This window comes from Ottowia pentelensis, assembly GCF_964341695.1.
Genome location: NZ_OZ224513.1, coordinates 452,020 through 471,423, shown reverse-complemented (window position 1 = coordinate 471,423; position 19,404 = coordinate 452,020). Strand labels below are relative to the sequence as shown.

Annotated in this window: 18 protein-coding genes; 8 read left to right on the top strand and 10 right to left on the bottom strand. The window is 68.4% G+C overall.

Going from position 1 to position 19,404, the window contains the following annotated elements:
* Window positions 1–193: 193 nt before the first annotated feature.
* The 8 genes from hpaH to hpaR form a co-directional block, all read right to left on the bottom strand.
* Window positions 194–1,009: a 2-oxo-hept-4-ene-1,7-dioate hydratase gene (gene hpaH, locus ACWHMB_RS02305; protein WP_377481950.1), complete on the bottom strand. Its 816-nt coding sequence runs from the start codon at window positions 1,007–1,009 to the stop codon at window positions 194–196.
* A gap of 132 nt (window positions 1,010–1,141) precedes the next feature.
* Complete coding sequence (locus ACWHMB_RS02300; RefSeq protein ID WP_377481953.1) at window positions 1,142–1,603, bottom strand: 5-carboxymethyl-2-hydroxymuconate isomerase; 462 nt, start codon at window positions 1,601–1,603, stop codon at window positions 1,142–1,144.
* Window positions 1,604–1,610: 7 nt separating this feature from the next.
* A complete protein-coding gene (gene hpaD / locus ACWHMB_RS02295) occupies window positions 1,611–2,534 on the bottom strand; it encodes a 3,4-dihydroxyphenylacetate 2,3-dioxygenase (RefSeq protein ID WP_377481956.1) in 924 nt (307 codons plus the stop codon).
* Between the two features lie 42 nt (window positions 2,535–2,576).
* Window positions 2,577–3,542, bottom strand: a complete 966-nt coding sequence (locus tag ACWHMB_RS02290) for a tripartite tricarboxylate transporter substrate binding protein (protein ID WP_377481959.1) — start codon at window positions 3,540–3,542, stop codon at window positions 2,577–2,579.
* Between the two features lie 4 nt (window positions 3,543–3,546).
* The gene (hpaE, locus tag ACWHMB_RS02285; RefSeq protein ID WP_377481961.1) at window positions 3,547–5,016 is read right to left on the bottom strand and encodes a 5-carboxymethyl-2-hydroxymuconate semialdehyde dehydrogenase; all 1,470 of its coding nucleotides are present in this window, start codon (window positions 5,014–5,016) and stop codon (window positions 3,547–3,549) included.
* An 86-nt stretch (window positions 5,017–5,102) separates the two neighbouring features.
* Window positions 5,103–5,924, bottom strand: a complete 822-nt coding sequence (locus ACWHMB_RS02280; protein ID WP_377481964.1) for a fumarylacetoacetate hydrolase family protein — start codon at window positions 5,922–5,924, stop codon at window positions 5,103–5,105.
* Complete coding sequence (locus tag ACWHMB_RS02275) at window positions 5,921–6,625, bottom strand: fumarylacetoacetate hydrolase family protein (protein ID WP_377481967.1); 705 nt, start codon at window positions 6,623–6,625, stop codon at window positions 5,921–5,923. Before ACWHMB_RS02275 ends, ACWHMB_RS02280 begins: the two co-directional genes overlap by 4 nt.
* Complete coding sequence (gene hpaR / locus ACWHMB_RS02270) at window positions 6,622–7,104, bottom strand: homoprotocatechuate degradation operon regulator HpaR (RefSeq protein WP_293224802.1); 483 nt, start codon at window positions 7,102–7,104, stop codon at window positions 6,622–6,624. The genes ACWHMB_RS02275 and hpaR overlap by 4 nt, the downstream gene beginning before the upstream one ends.
* 53 nt (window positions 7,105–7,157) lie before the next feature.
* On the opposite strand from hpaR, the gene ACWHMB_RS02265 reads away from it, so the two are divergent.
* Window positions 7,158–8,204 carry an NAD(P)H-dependent flavin oxidoreductase gene (locus ACWHMB_RS02265; protein WP_377481970.1) on the top strand — a complete coding sequence of 349 codons (1,047 nt, stop codon included), beginning with the start codon at window positions 7,158–7,160 and terminating at the stop codon, window positions 8,202–8,204.
* Window positions 8,205–8,207: 3 nt separating this feature from the next.
* Here the strand turns inward: ACWHMB_RS02265 and ACWHMB_RS02260 are convergent, their stop codons facing one another.
* Together ACWHMB_RS02260 and murI are read right to left on the bottom strand one after the other, a co-directional pair.
* Window positions 8,208–8,840, bottom strand: a complete 633-nt coding sequence (locus tag ACWHMB_RS02260; RefSeq protein WP_377481973.1) for a peroxiredoxin — start codon at window positions 8,838–8,840, stop codon at window positions 8,208–8,210.
* A 211-nt stretch (window positions 8,841–9,051) separates the two neighbouring features.
* Complete coding sequence (gene murI, locus ACWHMB_RS02255; protein WP_377481993.1) at window positions 9,052–9,909, bottom strand: glutamate racemase; 858 nt, start codon at window positions 9,907–9,909, stop codon at window positions 9,052–9,054.
* 49 nt (window positions 9,910–9,958) lie between these two features.
* On the opposite strand from murI, the gene radA reads away from it, so the two are divergent.
* The 7 genes from radA to proV all read left to right on the top strand — a co-directional run bounded on the left by radA (window position 9,959) and on the right by proV (window position 19,396).
* Window positions 9,959–11,347: a DNA repair protein RadA gene (gene radA / locus ACWHMB_RS02250; protein WP_377481976.1), complete on the top strand. Its 1,389-nt coding sequence runs from the start codon at window positions 9,959–9,961 to the stop codon at window positions 11,345–11,347.
* 149 nt (window positions 11,348–11,496) lie between these two features.
* On the top strand, window positions 11,497–12,042 hold the full coding sequence (locus ACWHMB_RS02245; RefSeq protein WP_377516474.1) for a helix-turn-helix domain-containing protein: 546 nt from the start codon (window positions 11,497–11,499) through the stop codon (window positions 12,040–12,042).
* Window positions 11,970–12,554: an IS630 family transposase gene (locus ACWHMB_RS02240; protein WP_377516475.1), complete on the top strand. Its 585-nt coding sequence runs from the start codon at window positions 11,970–11,972 to the stop codon at window positions 12,552–12,554. The genes ACWHMB_RS02245 and ACWHMB_RS02240 overlap by 73 nt, the downstream gene beginning before the upstream one ends.
* A 204-nt stretch (window positions 12,555–12,758) precedes the next feature.
* A complete protein-coding gene (locus ACWHMB_RS02235) occupies window positions 12,759–14,681 on the top strand; it encodes a PrkA family serine protein kinase (RefSeq protein ID WP_377483067.1) in 1,923 nt (640 codons plus the stop codon).
* 23 nt (window positions 14,682–14,704) lie between these two features.
* Window positions 14,705–15,976 carry a YeaH/YhbH family protein gene (locus ACWHMB_RS02230; protein ID WP_377483065.1) on the top strand — a complete coding sequence of 424 codons (1,272 nt, stop codon included), beginning with the start codon at window positions 14,705–14,707 and terminating at the stop codon, window positions 15,974–15,976.
* Entirely contained in the window at window positions 15,973–17,604 is a 1,632-nt protein-coding gene (locus ACWHMB_RS02225; protein WP_377483063.1) for a SpoVR family protein, read from the top strand. Before ACWHMB_RS02230 ends, ACWHMB_RS02225 begins: the two co-directional genes overlap by 4 nt.
* A 517-nt stretch (window positions 17,605–18,121) precedes the next feature.
* Entirely contained in the window at window positions 18,122–19,396 is a 1,275-nt protein-coding gene (proV, locus tag ACWHMB_RS02220) for a glycine betaine/L-proline ABC transporter ATP-binding protein ProV (RefSeq protein ID WP_377483061.1), read from the top strand.
* The last annotated feature ends 8 nt before the right edge of the window (window positions 19,397–19,404 follow it).

The window sequence follows — 19,404 nt, the reverse complement described above, 5'->3', positions numbered from 1 at the left end:
CGAGGAAATACCTTTGAACGCAGAGGACGCAAAGGATTCGCAAAGGGCGCAGAAGGATTCAAAATTTTTATTGAATTCCTTTCAATGCCTTGTGCAAAAAGCGCCAACAGCTATTGTTTTAGAAGCATCTTTTGTTTGTCTTTTTTGCGCCCTTTGCGAATCCTTTGCGCCCTCTGCGTTCGGCTGTTCTACCTCAGACAAACGCAAACGCCAGCTTGCCCAGCGGCCCGTAGTCGGCCTCGAACACGTCGCCCGCGCGCGCCGCCACCGGCCGCGTGAACGAGCCGGCCAGCACGATCTGGCCGGCCTTGAGCGTCTCGCCCCAGCGCGCCAACTTGCCCGCCAGCCAGGCGATGCCGATGGCCGGGTCGCCCTGCACGCCGGCGGCCAGGCCCGTTTCTTCGACGGCGCCGTTTTGCCGCAGGATGGCGCCGACCCAGGCGCGGTCGATGGCGCGCGCGTCGGCGCGGCCGGCGCCGATGACGATGCCGGCGTTGGCCGCGTTGTCGCTGATGGTGTCGAACACCTTGCGCATGACGCGCGTGTGGCGGTCGAACTGCTCGATGCGCGCATCGATGATCTCGATTGCCGGCGTGACATATTCTGTAGCGGCCAACACTTGCTCCACGCCGACTTCAGGCCCTTTCAGGTCGGACTTGAGGACGAAGGCCAGCTCCACCTCGACGCGCGGGGCAATGAAGCGCGAGGCCGGGATCTCGAGCACCTGGCCGGGCGTGTAGGTGTAGCGCATCGAGTCGAGCAGGGTGCCGTAGTCGGGCTCGTCGATCTGGCTGCTGATCTGCATGGCGCGCGAGGTCAGGCCGATCTTGTGGCCGATGACCTGGCGCCCCTCGGCCAGCTGCAGCGCCACCCAGGCGCGGCCGATGCGGTAGCCGTCTTCCACCGTCATGCCGGGAAAGCGCTTGGAAAAGTGCTCGACGGGCACGCGGGATTTTTCGCTGGCCTGCAGTTCGGCGGCGAGGGTCTGGATCTGGTCTTCGGTCAGCATGCTATTTCTTCAATCTGCGGTGCAGGGTGATGCGCCGTTGCCCTCACCCCTGCCCTCTCCCAGAGGGAGAGGGAGAAAAGCCCTCGCCCCTTTGGGGAGAGGGTTGGGTGAGGGGCCGCGGCCTATCCAACATCACGCTGGCTTTTTGAACAAAGGATGCAGCGTGCTGTGCTTGGCGTCGAACACCTCGGCGCCCTCGTCCACCTGCACCGTCAGGCCGATGTGGCGCGTGGCCATCACGGGGTCGAGCCGCCCGCGCAGCGCGGCGGTCACGGCCTCGCCGGCGCGCTGCTGCGTGGCCGCGCTGCGCCCGCGCGCCATGCGCAGGTTGGCGTACATGAAGGCGTATTCGCCCGGATCGGGGCCGCTGATGCCGGTCTTGCCGGCGCCCGCGGCGCGCCCGGCGGCGCCGCCGTCGGCCAGCGCGAAGTGCGGCGCCGGGTAGGCCAGCACGCGCGTGCCGCCGTGGGGAAAGACCTGGGCGCCGGCCTCGTCGCGCACGGCCAGCATGGCGTCGGCGGCGTCGCGGCACAAAAGGGGCATGTCGACGATGGCGTCGAGGTTGCCGGAATAAAGAATCACCAGATGGGGCATGTTTTTCTCACAGTCTCGCGCTGGACCTGAAGCTCGTCGCACGCGAGGCCTCGGGCGGCGGCACCGCCGCGCCATCCTGGGGCGTGACGGGAAACACCGCGTTGATCTGGCCCGTGCCCGAGGCGGCGAAGTAGGGCGTGATGACCTCCGCCCGGCCGTCGTAGGCCGACCAGCCCAAGGCGCCCAGCAGCATCGCCGTATCGTGCATGAAGCCCTCGCCGTGGCCCTTGCTCGCGTACTCCGGCAGCATGGCACAAAAATCGGCCCATTCGCCCGCCTGCCACATGTCGATTACGTGGTGGTCCAGCCGCTCCAGGAAGGGGCTCCAGATCTTGAAGGCGAACTCGGGCGCCAGCCCGTTTTGCGCAAAGCGGTGCGACAGCGAGCCGCTGGCCAGGAAGGCCACGGTGCCGTCGTAGTGCTTTTCGACCGCCTCGCGCATGGCCCAGCCCAGGCGTGCGCTGTCGTTGAGGTAGTGGCTGGTGCACAGCGCCGACACCGACACCACGCGAAAGTGCTCGTCGGTGTTCATGTAGCGCATGGGCACCAGGGTGCCGTACTCGGGCTGCAGCGTGGTCGCGTCGTGCGCCAGCGTTTCCACGCCCTGCTCGTTGCACACCCGCGCCAGCAGCCGCCCGAGCTCGGGGTTGCCGTTGAAGGCGTAGGCCATGTTGCTGATGAAGTGCGGCAGCTCGTTGCTGGTGTAGGTGCCGGCCCAGCGCGGCGCGCAGTTGAGGTGGTAGTTGGCGTTCACCAGCCAGTGGGTGTCGAACACCACCAACGTGTCCACCCCCAGCGCGCGGCAGCGCCGGCCGATCTCGCGGTGGCCCTCGATGGCGTCGGCGCGCGTGCCGTGGCGCTCGCCCGGCAGCTCGCTCAGGTACATGCTGGGCACATGGGTGATCTTGGCGGCCAAGGCGAGCTTGCCCATGGTTTGTCTCCTCGCGCGGTGATCGGTGGTGCAGGGCGCGGCTCAGCCTTCCTGCGTGATGCCGGCCTGGCGAATGACCTGCGCATAGCGCGCGATCTCGCTCTGGATGAAGGCGCCGAACTGCGCCGGCGTGCCCGACTTGTCGGCGATGCCGCCCTTGTTCAGCGCCTCGGCCACCATCGGCGCCTTGAGCGCCTGGTTCACCGCCGCATTCACGCGCTGCACGATGTCGTCGGGCACGCCGGCGGGCGCCAGCATGCCGTTCCACGAGTTGGACTCGACCTTGGCGCCCTGCTCGGCCAGCGTCGGGATGTCGGGCGCGTACTGCGAACGCTGCGCGGTAGCCATGCCGATGGCCACCAGCTTGCCCGAGCCCACGTGGCCGCGAAACTCGGGCCAGTTGCCGAACATCATCGACACCTGCCCGCCCAGCAGGTCGGCCAGCGCGGGGGCCTGGCCCTTGTAGGGCACGTGCACGATGTTGGGGGCGTTCAGCGCGGTCTTCAGCATCTCGCCGGCCAGGTGCGCCGAGGTGCCGTTGCCGAACGAGGCGTAGCTGAGCGGCTTGCCGGCCTTGTACTGCGCCTGGATGTCGGCCACGGTCTTCAGGCCGCTGCCGGGGTGCGTGGCCAGCACGTGCTCCGACAGGCCCATCAGCGCCACCGGGCGCAGGTCTTTCACGCTGTCGTAGGGCAGCTTTTTCACCAGCGTCTGGTTGACGCAAAAGCTGTTGGCCACGGTAACGAAGCTGTAGCCGTCGGGCGCCGACTTGGCGACGTTGTCGACGCCGATCACGGTGCCGGCACCGGGGCGGTTCTCGACCACCACGGTCTGCCCCAGCGACTTGCCGAGCTCGGCCGCCACCAGGCGCGTGACGTAGTCGGTGGTGCCGCCGGGCGGAAAGGGCACCACCCAGCGCAGCGGCTTGGTCGGCCAGGCCTGGGCGCGCGCGGCCAGCGGAAGGACGGCGGCCGCGGCGGCGGCCTGGATGAGATGACGACGTTGCATGATTTCAAGTTCCCCAGTGTGGAATGTGATGACTGCCCAGCGACACCGCGATGTTCTTGGGCTCCAGAAAAACCTCATAGCTCCAGGTGCCGCCCTCGCGTCCCGTGCCGCTGGCCTTGGTGCCGCCGAAGGGCTGGCGCAGGTCGCGCACGTTCTGGCTGTTGACGAAGCACATGCCGGCCTCGATGGCGGCGGCCACGCGGTGGGCGCGGCCGATGTTCTCGCTCCACACGTAGCTCGACAGGCCGTACTGGATGTCGTTGGCCAGTTCGATGGCGTGCGCCTCGTCCTTGAACGGAATCAGGCAGGCCACGGGGCCGAAGATTTCTTCCTGCGCGATCTTCATGCGGTTGTCGACGTCGGCGAACACCGTCGGCCAGACGTAGTTGCCCTGGGCCACGCGCGCCGGCAGCTCGGGCGCGTAGCTGGGGCGGCCGGTGCCGCCGCACAGCAGGGTGGCGCCCTCGCGCGGGCCCAGCTCGATGTAGTGGCGCACCTTGGCCAGGTGGTTCTGGCTGATCATCGGGCCGACGATGGTGTTTTCGTCCTGCGGGTCGCCCACCGTGATCTTCTTGGCGCGCTCCGCAAACCGCAGCGCGAAGTCGGCGTAGATGCTGGCCTGCACCAGGATGCGGCTGCCGGCGGTGCAGCGCTCGCCGTTGTTGCTGAAGATCATGAACACGGCGGCGTCCAGCGCGCGATCCAGGTCGGCGTCTTCAAACACCACGAAGGGGCTCTTGCCGCCCAGCTCCATGCTGAATTTCTTCAGGCCCGCGCTGCGCACGATGCGGTTGCCGGTGGCGGTCGAGCCGGTGAAGCTGATGGCCCGCACGTCGGGGTGCGCGCACAGCGGCTCGCCGGCCTCCTTGCCGAAGCCGTGCACCACGTTCAGCACGCCGGCGGGGATGCCAGCCTCCAGCGCCAGCTCGCCCAGGCGCGCGGCCGTGAGGGGCGACAGCTCGCTCATCTTCAGCACCGCCGTGTTGCCGAAGGCCAGGCAGGGCGCGACCTTCCACGTCGCCGTCATGAAGGGCACGTTCCAGGGGCTGATCAGCGCGCAGACGCCGACCGGGTGGAACAGCGTGTAGTTCAGGTGCGTGGGCGTGGGGTAGGTGTGGCCGTCGACGCGCACGCACATCTCGGCGAAGTAGCTGAAGTTGTCGGCCGCGCGCGGCACCAGCTGCTTGCCGGTCTGGCCGATGGTCTGGCCGGTGTCGTCGGTCTCGGTCTTCGACAGCTCGGGCACATGCTTGGCGATCAGCGCGCCCAGGGCGCGGATCTTCTTGGCGCGCTCGGGTGCGGGCAGGCCGGCCCACTTGGGGAAGGCCGCCTTGGCGGCGGCCACGGCGGCGTGCACCTCGGCTTCGCCGCCCGAGGCGACCTCGGCCAACACGGCTTGGGTGGCGGGGTTGGTGGTTTCGAAGTAGTCGCGGCCGGCGACCGCCTTGCCGTCGATGAGATGATCAATTTTCATGGGAGGCCTTGTTCAAGTTCAACGTGAACGAATACCGGACGCAGAGGACGCAAAGGTTTCGCAAAGGACGCAAAAAAGACAGAATCTCACGAGGTTTTTTCTGCGTCCTCTGCGAGTTTTTTCGTCCTCTGCGTTCGGCTGCTCGGGCTTTCGACGATGGTGTTTTCCAGGGCGCCGATGCCCTCGATCTCGCACACCACCACGCTGCCCACCGGGCAGTCCACCACGCCGTCGGGTGTGCCGGTGAGGATCACGTCGCCCGGGTTCAGCGTCATGAAGCTGCTGAAGTACTCGATCAGCGTCGGCACGTCGAACACCATGTCGGCGGTCGTGCCCTGCTGCGTGACCTGGCCGTTCACCGTGGTGCGCAGCGCCAGCTTCGTCGGGTCGGGCACATCGGCCGCATCGACCAGCCAGGGGCCGATGGGCGTGCCGGTGTCGCGGTTCTTCACGCGCAGGTTGGGGCGGTACCAGTTTTCCAGGTAGTCGCGCACGGCGTAGTCGTTGGCCACGGTGTAGCCGCCGATGAAGTCGTAGGCGTCGGCCTTCTTCACGTGTTTGGCTTCGCGGCCGATGACCACCGCCAGCTCGCATTCGTAGTGCATGTTCTGCACGCCGTCGGGGCGCACGGTGTGACCGCGGTGGCCGATGAACGACGCCTCGCCCTTGGCAAAGGCCAGCGGCTCCTCGGGCGGCTTGAAGGCCAGCTCGCGCGCGTGGTCGGCGTAGTTCAGGCCAAGGGCCAGCACGGTGCGCGCGCGCGGCACGGGCGCCAGCGGCGGCAGCCAGACGACCTCGTCGAAATTCAACCGGCGGCCCTGGAACGCCGGCGTCAGCAGTTCGAGGCGGCCGTCGCGTTCGATGGCGTCATGGATCGCGCCGGCCCAGGCGATGCGGGCGTATTTCATGCGGCCTCCTGAACCAAGGTGTGCATCAGCGGCGCCAGTCCTAGCGCACTGATCTCGACCCGGTCACCCGCCCGCACGCGGGGCCGCGTGCCATCGGGCAGGCAGTCGCTGCCCAGCAGCAGCACGTCGCCGGGCTGCAGGGTCATGAAGGCGCCGACGTCGGCCAGCAGGGCGGCGGCGTCGCGCACCAGGGAGGACAGCTCCACCGTCTGCACCAGCGCGCCGTTGACGCGTGCCTCGATCCGCAAGGCCTTCAAGTCCACCTCGCGCAGCGGCGTGACGGCCGGCGCGCAGACCAGAAAGCCGTCGCGGTTGCGATAGCGAATGGCCGGGCGGTAGTAGCTGGCGTGCGGCAGGCTCAGGTCGTCCAGCAGCACGCAGCCGGCCACGCGGGCTCGTCCATCAGTTTCTGAATTGATAGCTGCCCGCGCTTGACTGGAGTCGGTTACAGCCGTATTTGGCTCAAAATCACCGATCACCAACCCCAGCGTGGCGCCCAGCTCGACCTCGCCCGTCACCGGCACCGCCGCGCCCGCGGGCGCAAAGCAGTTGGCGGTTTTGACGTAGAGCACGGGCGCGCGCGGCGCGGCCTTGTACGGCGCCTCGCTCATCCGGGGCGCCCACAGGTCCCACTCGCGGCGAAAGTTCAGCAGCGTGCCGTACGCGGTGCCGCGCGGCAGCCAGGGTGCATGCAGGCTCATCGCACACTCTCCTCTTCTTCGGCCGCCTCGGCCAGCGCATGCGGCGGCAGCGCGATCAGCTCGTCCAGCAGCGCGTAGAGCTGCGTCAGGCGCGCGGGGCCCAGGTGCGCCGCCAGGTCCTCGTACTGCGACTCGATGGAGTTCGACAGCCCGTCGGCCACCGTCAGCCCCTCGTCCGTGGCCCAGACCAGGCTGCGCCGCGCGTCCTCGGCGCTGCGCTGGCGCGTGACCAGGCCGTCGCGCTCCATGCGCGCCAGCATGCCCGTCAGGCTGGGGCCCAGGATGTAGGCGCGCTCGGCCAGCTGGCCCGTTTCCAGCCCGTCCTCGGCGTGCTCGCGCAGCACGCGCAGCACGCGCCACTGCTGGTCCGACAAGCCATGCGCGCGCAGGGCCGGCCGGCGGTGCTGCATCAGCGCCTCGCGCGCCTGCAGCAGCAGCAGAGGCAGGTTGCGGTGGGCGAACGGGGCGGTGCGGGGCATTTATTTAATATATTAAATTTCTGCCGGCAACGCAAGCCGCTCACAATCAGGGTATGTCCTCATCCTCGCTTCAAGACCGCCTGGGCCTGCGCTGGCCCCTGTTGCAGGCGCCCATGGCCGGCGCGCAGGCCAGTGCCCTGGCGCTGGCCGTCAGCGGCGCCGGCGCGCTGGGCGCCCTGCCCTGCGCCCTGCTGGCGCCCGATGCGCTGCGGCGCGAGCTGGCCGTCATGGCCGCCAGCGGCCGGCCCTACAACGTCAACTGGTTCTGCCACGCGCCGCCGGTGCCCGACGCCGCGCGCGAGGCCGTGTGGCGCGCGGCGCTGAAGCCCTATTTCGACGAGCTGGGCCTGGACGTCGACGCCGTGCCGGCCGGCCCGGGCCGCGCGCCCTTCAGCGCCGAGGCGGCCGAGACCATGGCCGAGTTCAAGCCACCGGTGCTCAGCTTTCACTACGGCCTGCCCGCGCCGGCGCTGCTGGCGCGCGTCAAGTCCTGGGGCGCTTTCGTGCTGTCGTCGGCCACCACCGTGCCCGAGGCGCTATGGCTTGAGGAGCACGGCGCGGACGCCATCATTGCCCAGGGGCTGGAGGCCGGCGGGCATCGCGGGCACTTCCTCAGTGACGACCTGAGCGAGCAAATGGGCACCTTCGCCCTGCTGCCACAGGTGGTGCAGGCGGTGAAGCTGCCGGTGATCGCCGCCGGCGGCATCGCCAGCGCCGACGGCGTGCGCGCCGCGCGGGCGCTGGGTGCCGCCGGCGTTCAGGTGGGCACCGCCTATCTGTGCGCCGACGAGGCGCTGACCACGCCCGCGCACCGCGCCGCGCTGCAAAGCGAGGCCGCGCGGCACACCGTCATCACCAACCTGGTCACGGGCCGGCCGGCGCGCGGCATCGTCAACCGCGTGATGCGCGAGCTGGGGCCGATGAGCGATGCGCCCTCGGCCTTTCCGCTGGCCACGGCCGCCATGGCCTACCTGCGCGCGCAGGCCGAAAAACAGGGCCGGCTGGACTTCACCCACTTCTGGAGCGGGCAAAACGCCAGCGGCTGCCGCGCCGCGCCGGCGGCGGACATCACGCGCGCACTGGCGGCGGGCTGGGACTGAGGATCAGGCCTTGGGCGCCTTGGTGAAGCGCAGGTAGGGCTTGACCTTGCGGAAGCTGCCGAACTGCTTTTCGGCGTCGGCGTCGGACAGCTTGGGCGACACCACCACGTCGTCACCGGGCTTCCACTCCACCGGCGTGGCCACCGGGTTCTTGTCGGTCACCTGCAGGGCGTCCAGCGTGCGCAGGATTTCGTCCACGCTGCGGCCCACGCTGGGCGGGTAGGTCAGCACGGTGCGCACCACGCGCTTGGGGTCGATGAAGAACACCGAGCGCACGGTCACCAAGGCGTCGGCCTTGGGGTGGAACATGCCGTATTCCTTGGCCACCTTGAGGTCGGGGTCGGCCAGGATCGGGTAGCCGACCGGCGCACCGCCCACCTCGGCCACGTCCTTGGCCCACTTGACGTGCTCGGCCACCGGGTCGACCGACAGGCCCAGCAGCTTGGTGCCGCGCTGGTCGAACTCGGCCTTGCGGCGCGCGAAGGCGCCCAGCTCGGTGGTGCAGATCGGCGTGAAGTCCTTGGGGTGCGAGAAAAACACGACCCAGTGGCCGGCCGCGTAGTCGCTGAAGTGGATCGACCCCTGGGTGGAGTCGAGGGTGAAGTCGGGGGCGGTCTCGCCCAGTTGCAAGCTCATGGTGATGGCCTTGTTGCAGTGCTATGCCCGTGCGTATCGCGCCTGCACGCCGCCGCGAAGGGCGCCAGCCAGCCGGCATCAACACCGGCCGGCGCCCCGCATCGCGCGGGGCGGCCGCAGACGCGAATCAGCATACGCCGATGCGGCGCGCGATGGAAATGGTCAATGGTTGTGAGCACATGACCGCGGGCGATATGCGCGCGCCGGGCCGCTACGCGCCGGGCACATCGACCGCCAGAGCGGGCCGCGCCGGCGGCGCCAGCCAGCGCGCCGCCGCGGCCTGCAGGGCTTGCGGATCGCCCGTGCTGAACAGCTGCAACTCGGTGGCGCCACTGCCCGGCGCCAGGCCACCGGCGCGCTGCAGCAGCTGGCGCGTGTGGCGCGCCACGGGGGCGCCGGTTTCCACCAGTTGCACATCCGGCCCCACCAGGGCGCGCAGCACGTCCCGCGCAAACACGTAGTGCGTGCAGCCCAGCACCAGCGTGTCGATCTGCCCGGTTTCAGTGCCAAATGGGCCTGCAGCGCCCACGTAGCTTGCGCACAATGCTTTCATTTTGATAGTCCACGCGCCGCCCGGCGCCGGCTCGGCGGCGGCGCGCTCGATGGCGTCGGCCAGGCCGTCGCAGGGCTGCAGCACAAAGCGCGTCGGCCCCTGCAGCGACTGCAGCAGGCGTGCGAACTTGCCGCTGGCCAGCGTGCCGCGCGTGGCGAAGACGCCGACGTGCCCGGTGCGCGTGACCGCCACGGCGGGCTTGAGCGCGGGCTCCACCCCCACCACGATCAGGCCCGGGTGCTGCCGGCGCAGCCGGGCGATGGCCGCCGCGGTGGCGGTGTTGCAGGCCACCACCAGCGCCTTGATGCCGTGCGCGCGCCGCAGCCAGTCGGTGATGGCCAGCGCACGCTCGACCACGAAGGCCTCGTCGCGCTCGCCATAGGGCGCGTGGCCGGTGTCGGCCAGGTAGACGAAACGCTCGTGCGGCAGTTCGGCCTGCAGCGCGCGCAGCACGCTCAGGCCACCGACGCCGCTGTCGAACACGCCGATGGGGGCGAAGAGGGAAGACGCAGTCACGGAAGTCACGGCCGGGCATTGTCCGCCTGCCTCGCTACCATGCTCGCCCATGGCCCAACCCAAGACCGTCTACACCTGCAACGAATGCGGCGCAACCAGCCCGCGCTGGCTGGGCAAGTGCCCCGCCTGCGGGGCCTGGAACGCGCTGGTGGAGAGCGTGGCCGAGGCGCCGGCCGCCGGCAAGAACCGCCTGGGTGGCGCCTTCAGCGCGCTGGCGCCCAGCGCCGCCGTGCAGCCGCTGGCGGCCATCGAGGCGGTCGACGTGGCGCGCACGCCCACCGGCCAGGCCGAGCTGGACCGCGTGCTGGGCGGCGGCATCGTCGAAGGCGGCGTGGTGCTGATCGGCGGCGATCCGGGCATCGGCAAGTCGACGCTGCTGCTGCAGGCGCTGGATGCGCTGCAGCGGGCCAGCCTGCCGACGCTCTACGTCACGGGCGAGGAAAGCGGTGCGCAGGTGGCGCTGCGCGCCAGGCGCCTGGGCATCACCGGCTCGCAGGTGGCGGTGCTGGCCGAGATCCAGCTGGAAAAAATCCTCGCCACGCTGGGCGCGCAGCAGCCTGCCGTGGCCGTCATCGACTCGATCCAGACCGTCTACAGCGACCAGCTGACCAGCGCGCCCGGCAGCGTGGCGCAGGTGCGCGAGTGCGCGGCGCACCTGACGCGCTGGGCCAAGGCCAGCGGCTGCGCCATCGTGCTGGTGGGCCACGTGACCAAGGACGGCCAGCTGGCCGGCCCGCGCGTGCTGGAGCACATGGTGGACACGGTGCTGTACTTCGAGGGCGACACGCACAGCAGCTTTCGCCTGATCCGCGCCATCAAGAACCGCTTCGGCGCCGTCAACGAGATCGGCGTGTTCGCCATGACCGAGCAGGGCCTCAAGGGCGTGAGCAACCCCAGCGCGATCTTCTTGAGCCAGCACGCCGAGCCGGTGCCGGGCAGCTGCGTGCTGGTCACGCTGGAGGGCACGCGGCCGATGCTGGTCGAAATCCAGGCGCTGGTCGATTCGGGCGGCGTCAGCCCGCGCCGCCTGTCGGTCGGGCTGGAGCGCGACCGCCTGGCCATGCTGCTGGCGGTGCTGCACCGCCACGGCGGCGTGGCCACGGGCGACCAGGACGTGTTCGTCAACGCAGTGGGCGGCGTGCGCATCAGCGAGCCGGCGGCCGATCTGGCGGTGCTGCTGGCCATCACCGGCAGCCTGCGCGCCCGGCCGCTGCCCAAGGGCTTCATCGCCTTTGGCGAAGTGGGCCTGGCCGGCGAGGTGCGGCCCGCCCCGCGCGGCCAGGAGCGCCTGCGCGAGGCGGCCAAGCTGGGTTTTTCGGTGGCCGTGGTGCCCAAGGCCAACGCGCCGCGCAAGGCCGACCGCGCGCTGGAGGGCCTCACCATCCACGCGGTGGAGCGCGTGGACGAGGCGATCGCGCTGGTGCGCGGATTGGATTGAACCTGCCGCCCCGTTTGCCGTCGAATGCCTGCTGGTCCAGCGAAACGGAGAAATCGGCGATGCCGATTTCTCCGTTTCGCTGGACTAATTCCATTTCCATATCAATAGATCAATAATATCCATGTCACCGATCCCGCAAGGAGAACGACATGGCAAGAACAGCCCGAGGTGCCGACAGTCTGGAGTCGGCCCGTCAAATGCTGGCCGGCGCACAGACCGCTGAGCAGCTTCGCCAAGCACAGGCGGTGGTGTTGCCGCTGGACTATGGCTTGAGCCTGGAGCAAACCGCGCAGGTCATCGGCCGCTCCCCGGCGTGGACCTGCCGCTTGCGCAATCGCTTCCTGGCCGGCGAGGTTGCAGGTGACGGCCAGCGCCCCGCGCGCGGCGGCAGGCGCCACCAGAACATGACGACTGAGCAGGAGCGCCAGGTGCTGGCGCCCTTTCTTGATCGCGCTCGCACGGGCGGCATCCTGGTGGTCGGTCAAGTCAAGTGTGAAATCGAAGCTGCCCTGGGCCGTCCCATGGCGCTGTCCTCGGTCTACAACCTGCTGCACCGCCACGGCTGGCGCAAGCTGGCCCCCGACAAACGCCATCCGCAAAGCGATCCTTTGGCTCAAGAGGAGTGGAAAAAAAACTCCCCGAGCGCCTTGCCGAAATCTGCTCGCACTGGCCGCAGCAAGGCCCCATCAAGCTGATGTTCCAGGACGAGGCGCGCTTTGGACGCATCAACGACGTGCGCCGCTGCTGGGCGCCCAAGCCGGTGCGGCCGCTGTGCCAAGCCATGTTGACCCACGAGTACACCTACGCGTACGCCGCCGTCGATGTGGCAAGCGGCCAGTTGGACTCGCTCATCTTGCCTCACGTCAACACCGAGTGCATGCAGTTGTTTCTCGACGAGGTGAGCGAGCGTCACCCGCACGAGCGCATCGTCATGGTGCTTGACGGTGCCGGCTGGCATGCCAGTGGTGAGCTGCACCCGCCCGCCAACATGCGCCTACTGAGCCTGCCCCCCTATGCGCCGGAGCTCAACCCGGTGGAGCACGTGTGGGACGAGCTGCGCGAGAAGCGATTCCACAACCGCGTCTTCGACAGCCTGGAGGCGCTCGAAGATCACCTTGAGCTCGCCCTGCGAGACTTCGAGAGCAACTGCGAACGGATCCGATCCATCGTCGCCTGGCCGTGGATTATTGATGCGCTATTGAATTAGAAATGGAATAACGCCCGGGCGGCGCGCACGGCTGAGCAGCACCCGCGCCATGGACTTGGCGCGATCCGACCAGCAGTGCGCGGCCACCCGACGTATGCTGTGCAAAGCGCAAGCTTGGTGCTGCCACCGCGTGGCGGGGCAGCCCAGGCACCGCAACTTCGCGGCGCGGTTCGCTCGCGGGCCGGCCGCAACGGGAGAGTTCGCATGGATGTCATCAGCAACTCCGCCGCGCGTCACGCGCGCCTGCGCGAAGAGGAACTGTCGATCGACGAGTACCTCGCGCTGTGCCAGAGCGACCCCATGGCCTACGCCAGCGCCGCACAGCGCATGCTGGTGGCCATCGGCGAGCCCGAGATGGTGGACACGCGCAAGGACCCGCACCTGTCGCGCCTGTTCGCCAACAAGGTGATCCGCCGCTACCCGGCCTTTGCCGAGTTCTACGGCATGGACGACTCGATCGACCAGGTGGTGAGCTTTTTTCGCCACGCGGCGCAGGCGCTGGAAGAGCGCAAGCAGATCCTGTACCTGCTGGGCCCGGTGGGCGGCGGCAAAAGCTCGATCGCCGAGCGCCTGAAGTACCTGATGCAGAAGGTGCCCTTCTACGCGCTCAAGGGCTCGCCGGTCAACGAGTCGCCGCTGGGCCTGTTCGACCCGGCCGAGGACGGCCCGATGCTGGAGGAGCAGTTCGGCATCCCCCGGCGCTGCCTGCAGCACGTGCTGTCGCCCTGGGCCGTCAAGCGCCTGGAGGAGTACGGCGGCGACATCCGCCAGTTTCGCGTCGTCAAGCGCTATCCCAGCATCCTGCGCCAGATCGCGATCTCGAAAACCGAGCCGGGCGACGAGAACAACCAGGACATCTCCAGCCTGGTGGGCAAGGTCGACATCCGCAAGCTGGAGAACTTTGCCCAGGACGACACCGACGCCTACAGCTATTCGGGCGGCCTGTGCCTGGCCAACCAGGGGTTGCTCGAATTTGTCGAGATGTTCAAGGCGCCGATCAAGGTGCTGCACCCGCTGCTGACGGCCACGCAGGAGGGCAACTACAAGGGCACCGAGGGTTTCGGCGCCATTCCGTTCGACGGCCTGGTGCTGGCGCACAGCAACGAGAGCGAATGGAAGGCGTTTCGCAACAACCGCAACAACGAGGCCTTCCTGGACCGCATCTACATCGTCAAAGTGCCGTACTGCCTGCGCGTATCCGAGGAGGTCAAGATCTACGAGAAGCTGATCCGCGAGTCCTCGCTGGCCGACGCCGTGTGCGCGCCCGGCACGCTCAAGATGATGGCGCAGTTTGCCGTGCTGACGCGCCTGAAAGAGCCCGAGAACTCCAGCATCTTCAGCAAGATGCAGGTGTACGACGGCGAGAGCCTGAAGGACACCGACCCGCACGCCAAGAGCTACCCCGAGTACCGCGACTACGCCGGCGTGGACGAGGGCATGAGCGGCATCTCCACCCGCTTTGCCTTCAAGATCTTGTCCAAGGTGTTCAACTACGACAGCACCGAGGTGGCGGCCAACCCGGTGCACCTGATGTACGTGCTGGAGCAGCAGATCGAGCGCGAGCAGTTTCCGGCCGACCTGGAGACGCGCTACACCGGCTTCATCAAGGAATACCTGTCGCCGCGCTACGCCGAGTTCATCGGCAAGGAAATCCAGACCGCCTACCTGGAAAGCTACAGCGAGTACGGCCAGAACATCTTCGACCGCTACGTCACCTACGCCGACTACTGGATCCAGGACAGCGAGTACCGCGACACCGACACCGGCGAGGTGTTCGACCGCAACGCGCTGAACGCCGAGCTGGAAAAGATCGAGAAGCCCGCCGGCATCGCCAACCCCAAGGACTTCCGCAACGAGATCGTCAACTTCGTGCTGCGCGCGCGCGCCAACAACCAGGGCAAGAACCCGAGCTGGACCAGCTACGAGAAGCTGCGCGTGGTGATCGAGAAAAAGATGTTCTCCAACACCGAGGAGCTGCTGCCCGTCATCAGCTTCAACGCCAAGGCCAGCGCCGACGAGGCCAAGAAGCACGAGGACTTCGTCACCCGCATGGAATCCAAGGGCTACACGCCCAAGCAGGTGCGCCTGCTGTGCGAGTGGTACCTGCGCGTGCACAAGAGTTCGTAGAAAGCGCCCGAGGACCGCTTGCGATGGCCTTGCACATCATCGACCGCCGCCTGGCCGGCAAGAACAAGTCGGTGGGCAACCGCGAGCGCTTTCTGCGCCGCTACAAGCAGCAGATCGCCGACGCGGTGCGGCGTGCCGTGGCGCAGCGCGACATCCGCCACATCGAGCAGGCCGAGAACATCACCATCCCCAAGAAGGACATTCACGAGCCGATCTTCCGCCACGGCGCGGGCGGCGTGCGCGACACGGTACACCCCGGCAACGTCGACCATGTGCGCGGCGACCGCATCGCACGGCCCGAGGGTGGCGCCGGCCAAGGCGGCGGCGGGCGCGCCAGCGACAGCGGCGAAGGCGAGGACGACTTCACCTTCACCCTGAGCAAGGAAGAGTTCATGCAGCTCTTCTTCGAGGACCTGGCGCTGCCGCGCCTGCTGCGCACCCACATCGGCGAGACGCCGCAGTACAAGACGCGCCGCGCCGGCTTCAGTCACGACGGCACGCCGCACAACCTGGCGGTGCTGCGCACCATGCGCGGCGCCCTGGGCCGGCGCATCGCCCTGGGCAAGCCGGCCAGCCGCGAGCTGCAGGCGCTGCAGCGCGAGCTGGACGAACTGCTGGCGCAGGACGACGGCACCAGCGAGGCGGTGGCCGAGCTGCAGCGGCACATCGAGGCGCTGCGCGCGCGCGTCGGCAAGGTGGCGTTTCTCGATCCGATCGACCTGCGCTTTCGCAACCTCACGCGCGTGCCGGTGCCCAGCAGCCAGGCCGTGATGTTCTGCCTGATGGACGTGTCGGGCTCGATGGACGAGCAGCGCAAGGACCTGGCCAAACGCTTTTTCATCCTGCTGTACCTGTTTCTCACGCGCCACTACGAGAAGATCGAGCTGGTCTTCATCCGCCACCACGCGCAGGCCGACGAGGTGGACGAGGACACCTTCTTCCACTCGCAGGAGAGCGGCGGCACGGTGGTCTCCAGCGCGCTGCTGCTGCTCGAGCAGATCATGCGCGCGCGCTACCCGGCGCAGGACTGGAACATCTACGTCGCCCAGGCCAGCGACGGCGACGACTACGGCGACGACAGCGCCACCTGCCGCAAGCTGCTGACCGACAAGATCCTGCCGCTGGTGCGCTACTTCGCCTACGTGCAAGTGGCGCCCGAGGAGCAGAACCTGTGGCAGGAATACGCCCAGCTGCCGCCGCTGTTTCCCTGGTTCGCGATGCGCAAGGTGGACGATGCGAGCGAGATCTACCCGGTGTTTCGCGAGCTGTTCAAGAAAGAGGGGGCCACTTCATGATCCTCTCGATGTACCCCGTGCTGGAGCGGCGCAGCGGCCACCACCACCGCAAGCCGGGCGGCGCCGGCGAGCGCGGCCCGCGCGGCGTGCCGACCGACCCGCTGCCGGCCGGCAAGCGCCCGTCGCACCCGCTGCCCGACCCGAGCGACTGGAGCTTCGAGTTGATCGAGCGCTACCACGGCGCCATTGCCGCCACCGCCGAGCGTTTCGGCCTGGACACCTACCCCAATCAGCTCGAAGTCATCAGTGCCGAGCAGATGATGGACGCCTATGCCAGCCTGGGCATGCCGGTGGGGTACCGCCACTGGAGCTATGGCAAGGCCTTTCTGGCCGTCGAGCGGCGCTACCGGCGCGGGCAGATGGGCCTGGCCTACGAGATGGTGATCAACGCCAACCCCTGCATCAGCTATCTGATGGAGGAAAACTCCACCGCCATGCAGGCGCTGGTGATCGCGCATGCCGCCTACGGGCACAACAGCTTCTTCAAGGGCAACTACCTGTTCGGCATGTGGACGGATGCCGGCAGCATCATCGACTACCTGATCTACGCGCGCGACTACGTGGCGCAGTGCGAGGAGCGCCACGGCCTGGACGCGGTCGAGCAGCTGCTGGACTCGTGCCACGCGCTGGCCAGCTTCGGCGTCGACCGCTACCGCCGCCCGTCCAAGAAGAGCCTGGCGCGCGAGCTGGCCGAGCACGAGCAGCGCGAGGCCTACGCCCAGCAGCAGGTCAACGTGCTGTGGAGCACCCTGCCCACGCGCCCCGGCAAGGACAGCGCCGCGGCGCCCGAGAACGAGCGCTTTCCCAAGGAGCCGGAGGAAAACATCCTCTACTTCATCGAAAAGAACGCCCCCTTGCTGGAGCCCTGGCAGAGAGAAATCGTGCGCATCGTGCGCAAGATCGCGCAGTACTTCTACCCGCAGCGCCAGACCCAGGTGATGAACGAGGGCTGGGCCACCTTCTGGCACCACACCCTGCTCAACACGATGTACGACGAGGGCTGGCTGACCGACGGCGTGATGATCGAGTGGCTGGCCTCGCACACCAACGTCATCTACCAACCACCGGTGGAGCACCCGGCCTACAGCGGCATCAACCCCTACGCGCTGGGCTTTGCCATGTACCGCGACATCCGGCGCATCTGCGAAAGCCCCACCGAGGAGGACCGGCGCTGGTTTCCAGACCTGGCCGGCACGCCCTGGCTGCCGGCGCTGCACCACGCCATGCGCAACTACAAGGACGAGAGCTTCGTCGGCCAGTACCTGAGCCCGGCGCTGATCCGCCACCTGCGCCTGTTCGCCGTGCACGACGACGCGCGCGAGCGCGAGCTGCTGGTGAGCGCCATCCACGACGAGGACGGCTACCGCGAGCTGCGCCAGCTGCTGTCGCGCCAGTACGACCTGGGCGTGCGCGAGCCCAACATCGAGGTCTGGAACGTGAACCTGCGCGGCGACCGCTGCCTGACCCTGCGCCACACCCAGGTGCAGGGCCGCCCGCTGGCCGACGACGCCAAGGAGGTGCTCAAGCACGTGGCACGCCTGTGGGGCTTCGGCGTGCAGATCGAAAGCGTGGGCGAAGGCGGCGAGCTGCCGGTGCTGCTGCACAGCGTACCGGCGCCCAGCCCCTGAGGGCGGCGCGCGATGCGCGTGCCGCTCGGCTGGACAAGGCCGGCTCGGCCCTGCCGCAAGGGGCTCGGTTACTATATTTTTAGTAGCTTTTCGCGCTTTGTTGACGGGCGACAGAGGCCTATTTCACTTAAAATTTCCATCGAAACCGCTTGCCCGCACCGGCCCGGTGCCGACGCGTTTCATGCCTTTTTAGTCAAATTTTATTGACTTTCATACGAAACAAAATATAATGAAGAGGCTTCAGCGGCGCACCGCCTTGGTGCTGCGTGGCTGAAGGTCGGGGCGCTGAGCGCGCCGACGCCAGCCTTCCACCTGCGCTGCCTCCAGGGCGGCCGCGGAAGGCGCCCAGGACTTGCTGGAGCCAGCACGCGCTCCACATCGCCCGCCCAGGGGTCGAACGCCGGTCGCACCGGCCTGCATCCGGCCCCGTCCAACTCGATTGATCGCGCCGCGCGCGCTGGAGCGCCCTTGCCGGGCTCGCGCCATGCCTTGCCGTCGCCAACCCAGGGGAAAGCGCATGGCCAAGACCATCCGGATCGAACATGTATTCAAAGTCTTCGGCGAGCAGCCGGAGCAGGCCCTCGCACTGGCGCGCCAGGGCCATTCCAAGCAGGACATCGTGGCGCAGACCGGCCAGTCGATCGGCGTGTTCGACGCCAGCTTCACCATCCAGGCCGGCGAGATCTTCGTCGTCATGGGCCTGTCGGGCTCGGGCAAGTCCACCCTGGTGCGCCTGCTCAACCGCCTGATCGAACCCACCGCCGGGCGCATCGTGGTCGATGGCGAGAACATCAACGACTACGGCGAGGCCGAGCTGCGCGCCTTTCGCCGCAAGGACATCAGCATGGTGTTCCAGTCCTTCGCGCTGCTGCCGCACCTGACGGTGCTGGACAACACCGCCTTCGGGCTGGAGCTGGCCGGCGTGGACCGGGCCACGCGGCTGGAGCAGGCACGCGCCGCGCTGGCGCAGGTGGGGCTGGAGGTGTGGGCCAACGCCTACCCCGACGAGCTGTCGGGCGGCATGCAGCAGCGCGTGGGCCTGGCGCGCGCGCTGGCGGCCGACCCCTCGATCCTGCTGATGGACGAGGCCTTCTCGGCGCTCGACCCGATCATCCGCACCGACATGCAGGACGAGCTGCTGCGCCTGCAGCAGGACAAGCGCCGCACCATCGTGTTCATCTCGCACGACCTGGACGAGGCCATGCGCATCGGCGACCGCATCGCCATCATGAAGGACGGCCAGGTGGTGCAGGTGGGCACGCCGGAGGAAATCCTGCGCGCGCCGGCCGACGAGTACGTGCGCAACTTCATCCGCGGGGTGGACGCCGCCGCCGTGTTCAAGGCCGGCGACATCGCGCGCAAGACCCAGGTGGAGGTGTCCGAAAGCCCGACGCGCGGCTGCCGCCCGGCCCTGAAGCGCCTGCAGCAGCAGGACCGCGACTGGGGCTATGTGGTCAGCCCCGACCACGCCTTCCTGGGCGTGGTGTCGGCCGAGTCGCTGCGCCAGGCGCTGCGCGGCCACGAGGGCCCGCTGGGCCTGCGCCACGCCTTCGTGCCCGACGTGGCGCCGGTGGCCGCCGACACGCCCATCAGCGAGCTGTACGGCCTGATGGTGCAGTGCCCTTGCCCGCTGCCGGTGGTCGCCCCGGACGGGCGCTTCCTGGGCGCCATCAGCCAGACCACGCTGCTGAAGTTTCTGGACCCCAGCACCGATCCGCACGGCAACCCCCTGCCACCGCCCACCGCCGCGAGCGACGCGGCCGACGCGCCTACCGTGGCCGTGGCCGCCTGAACGGAAGA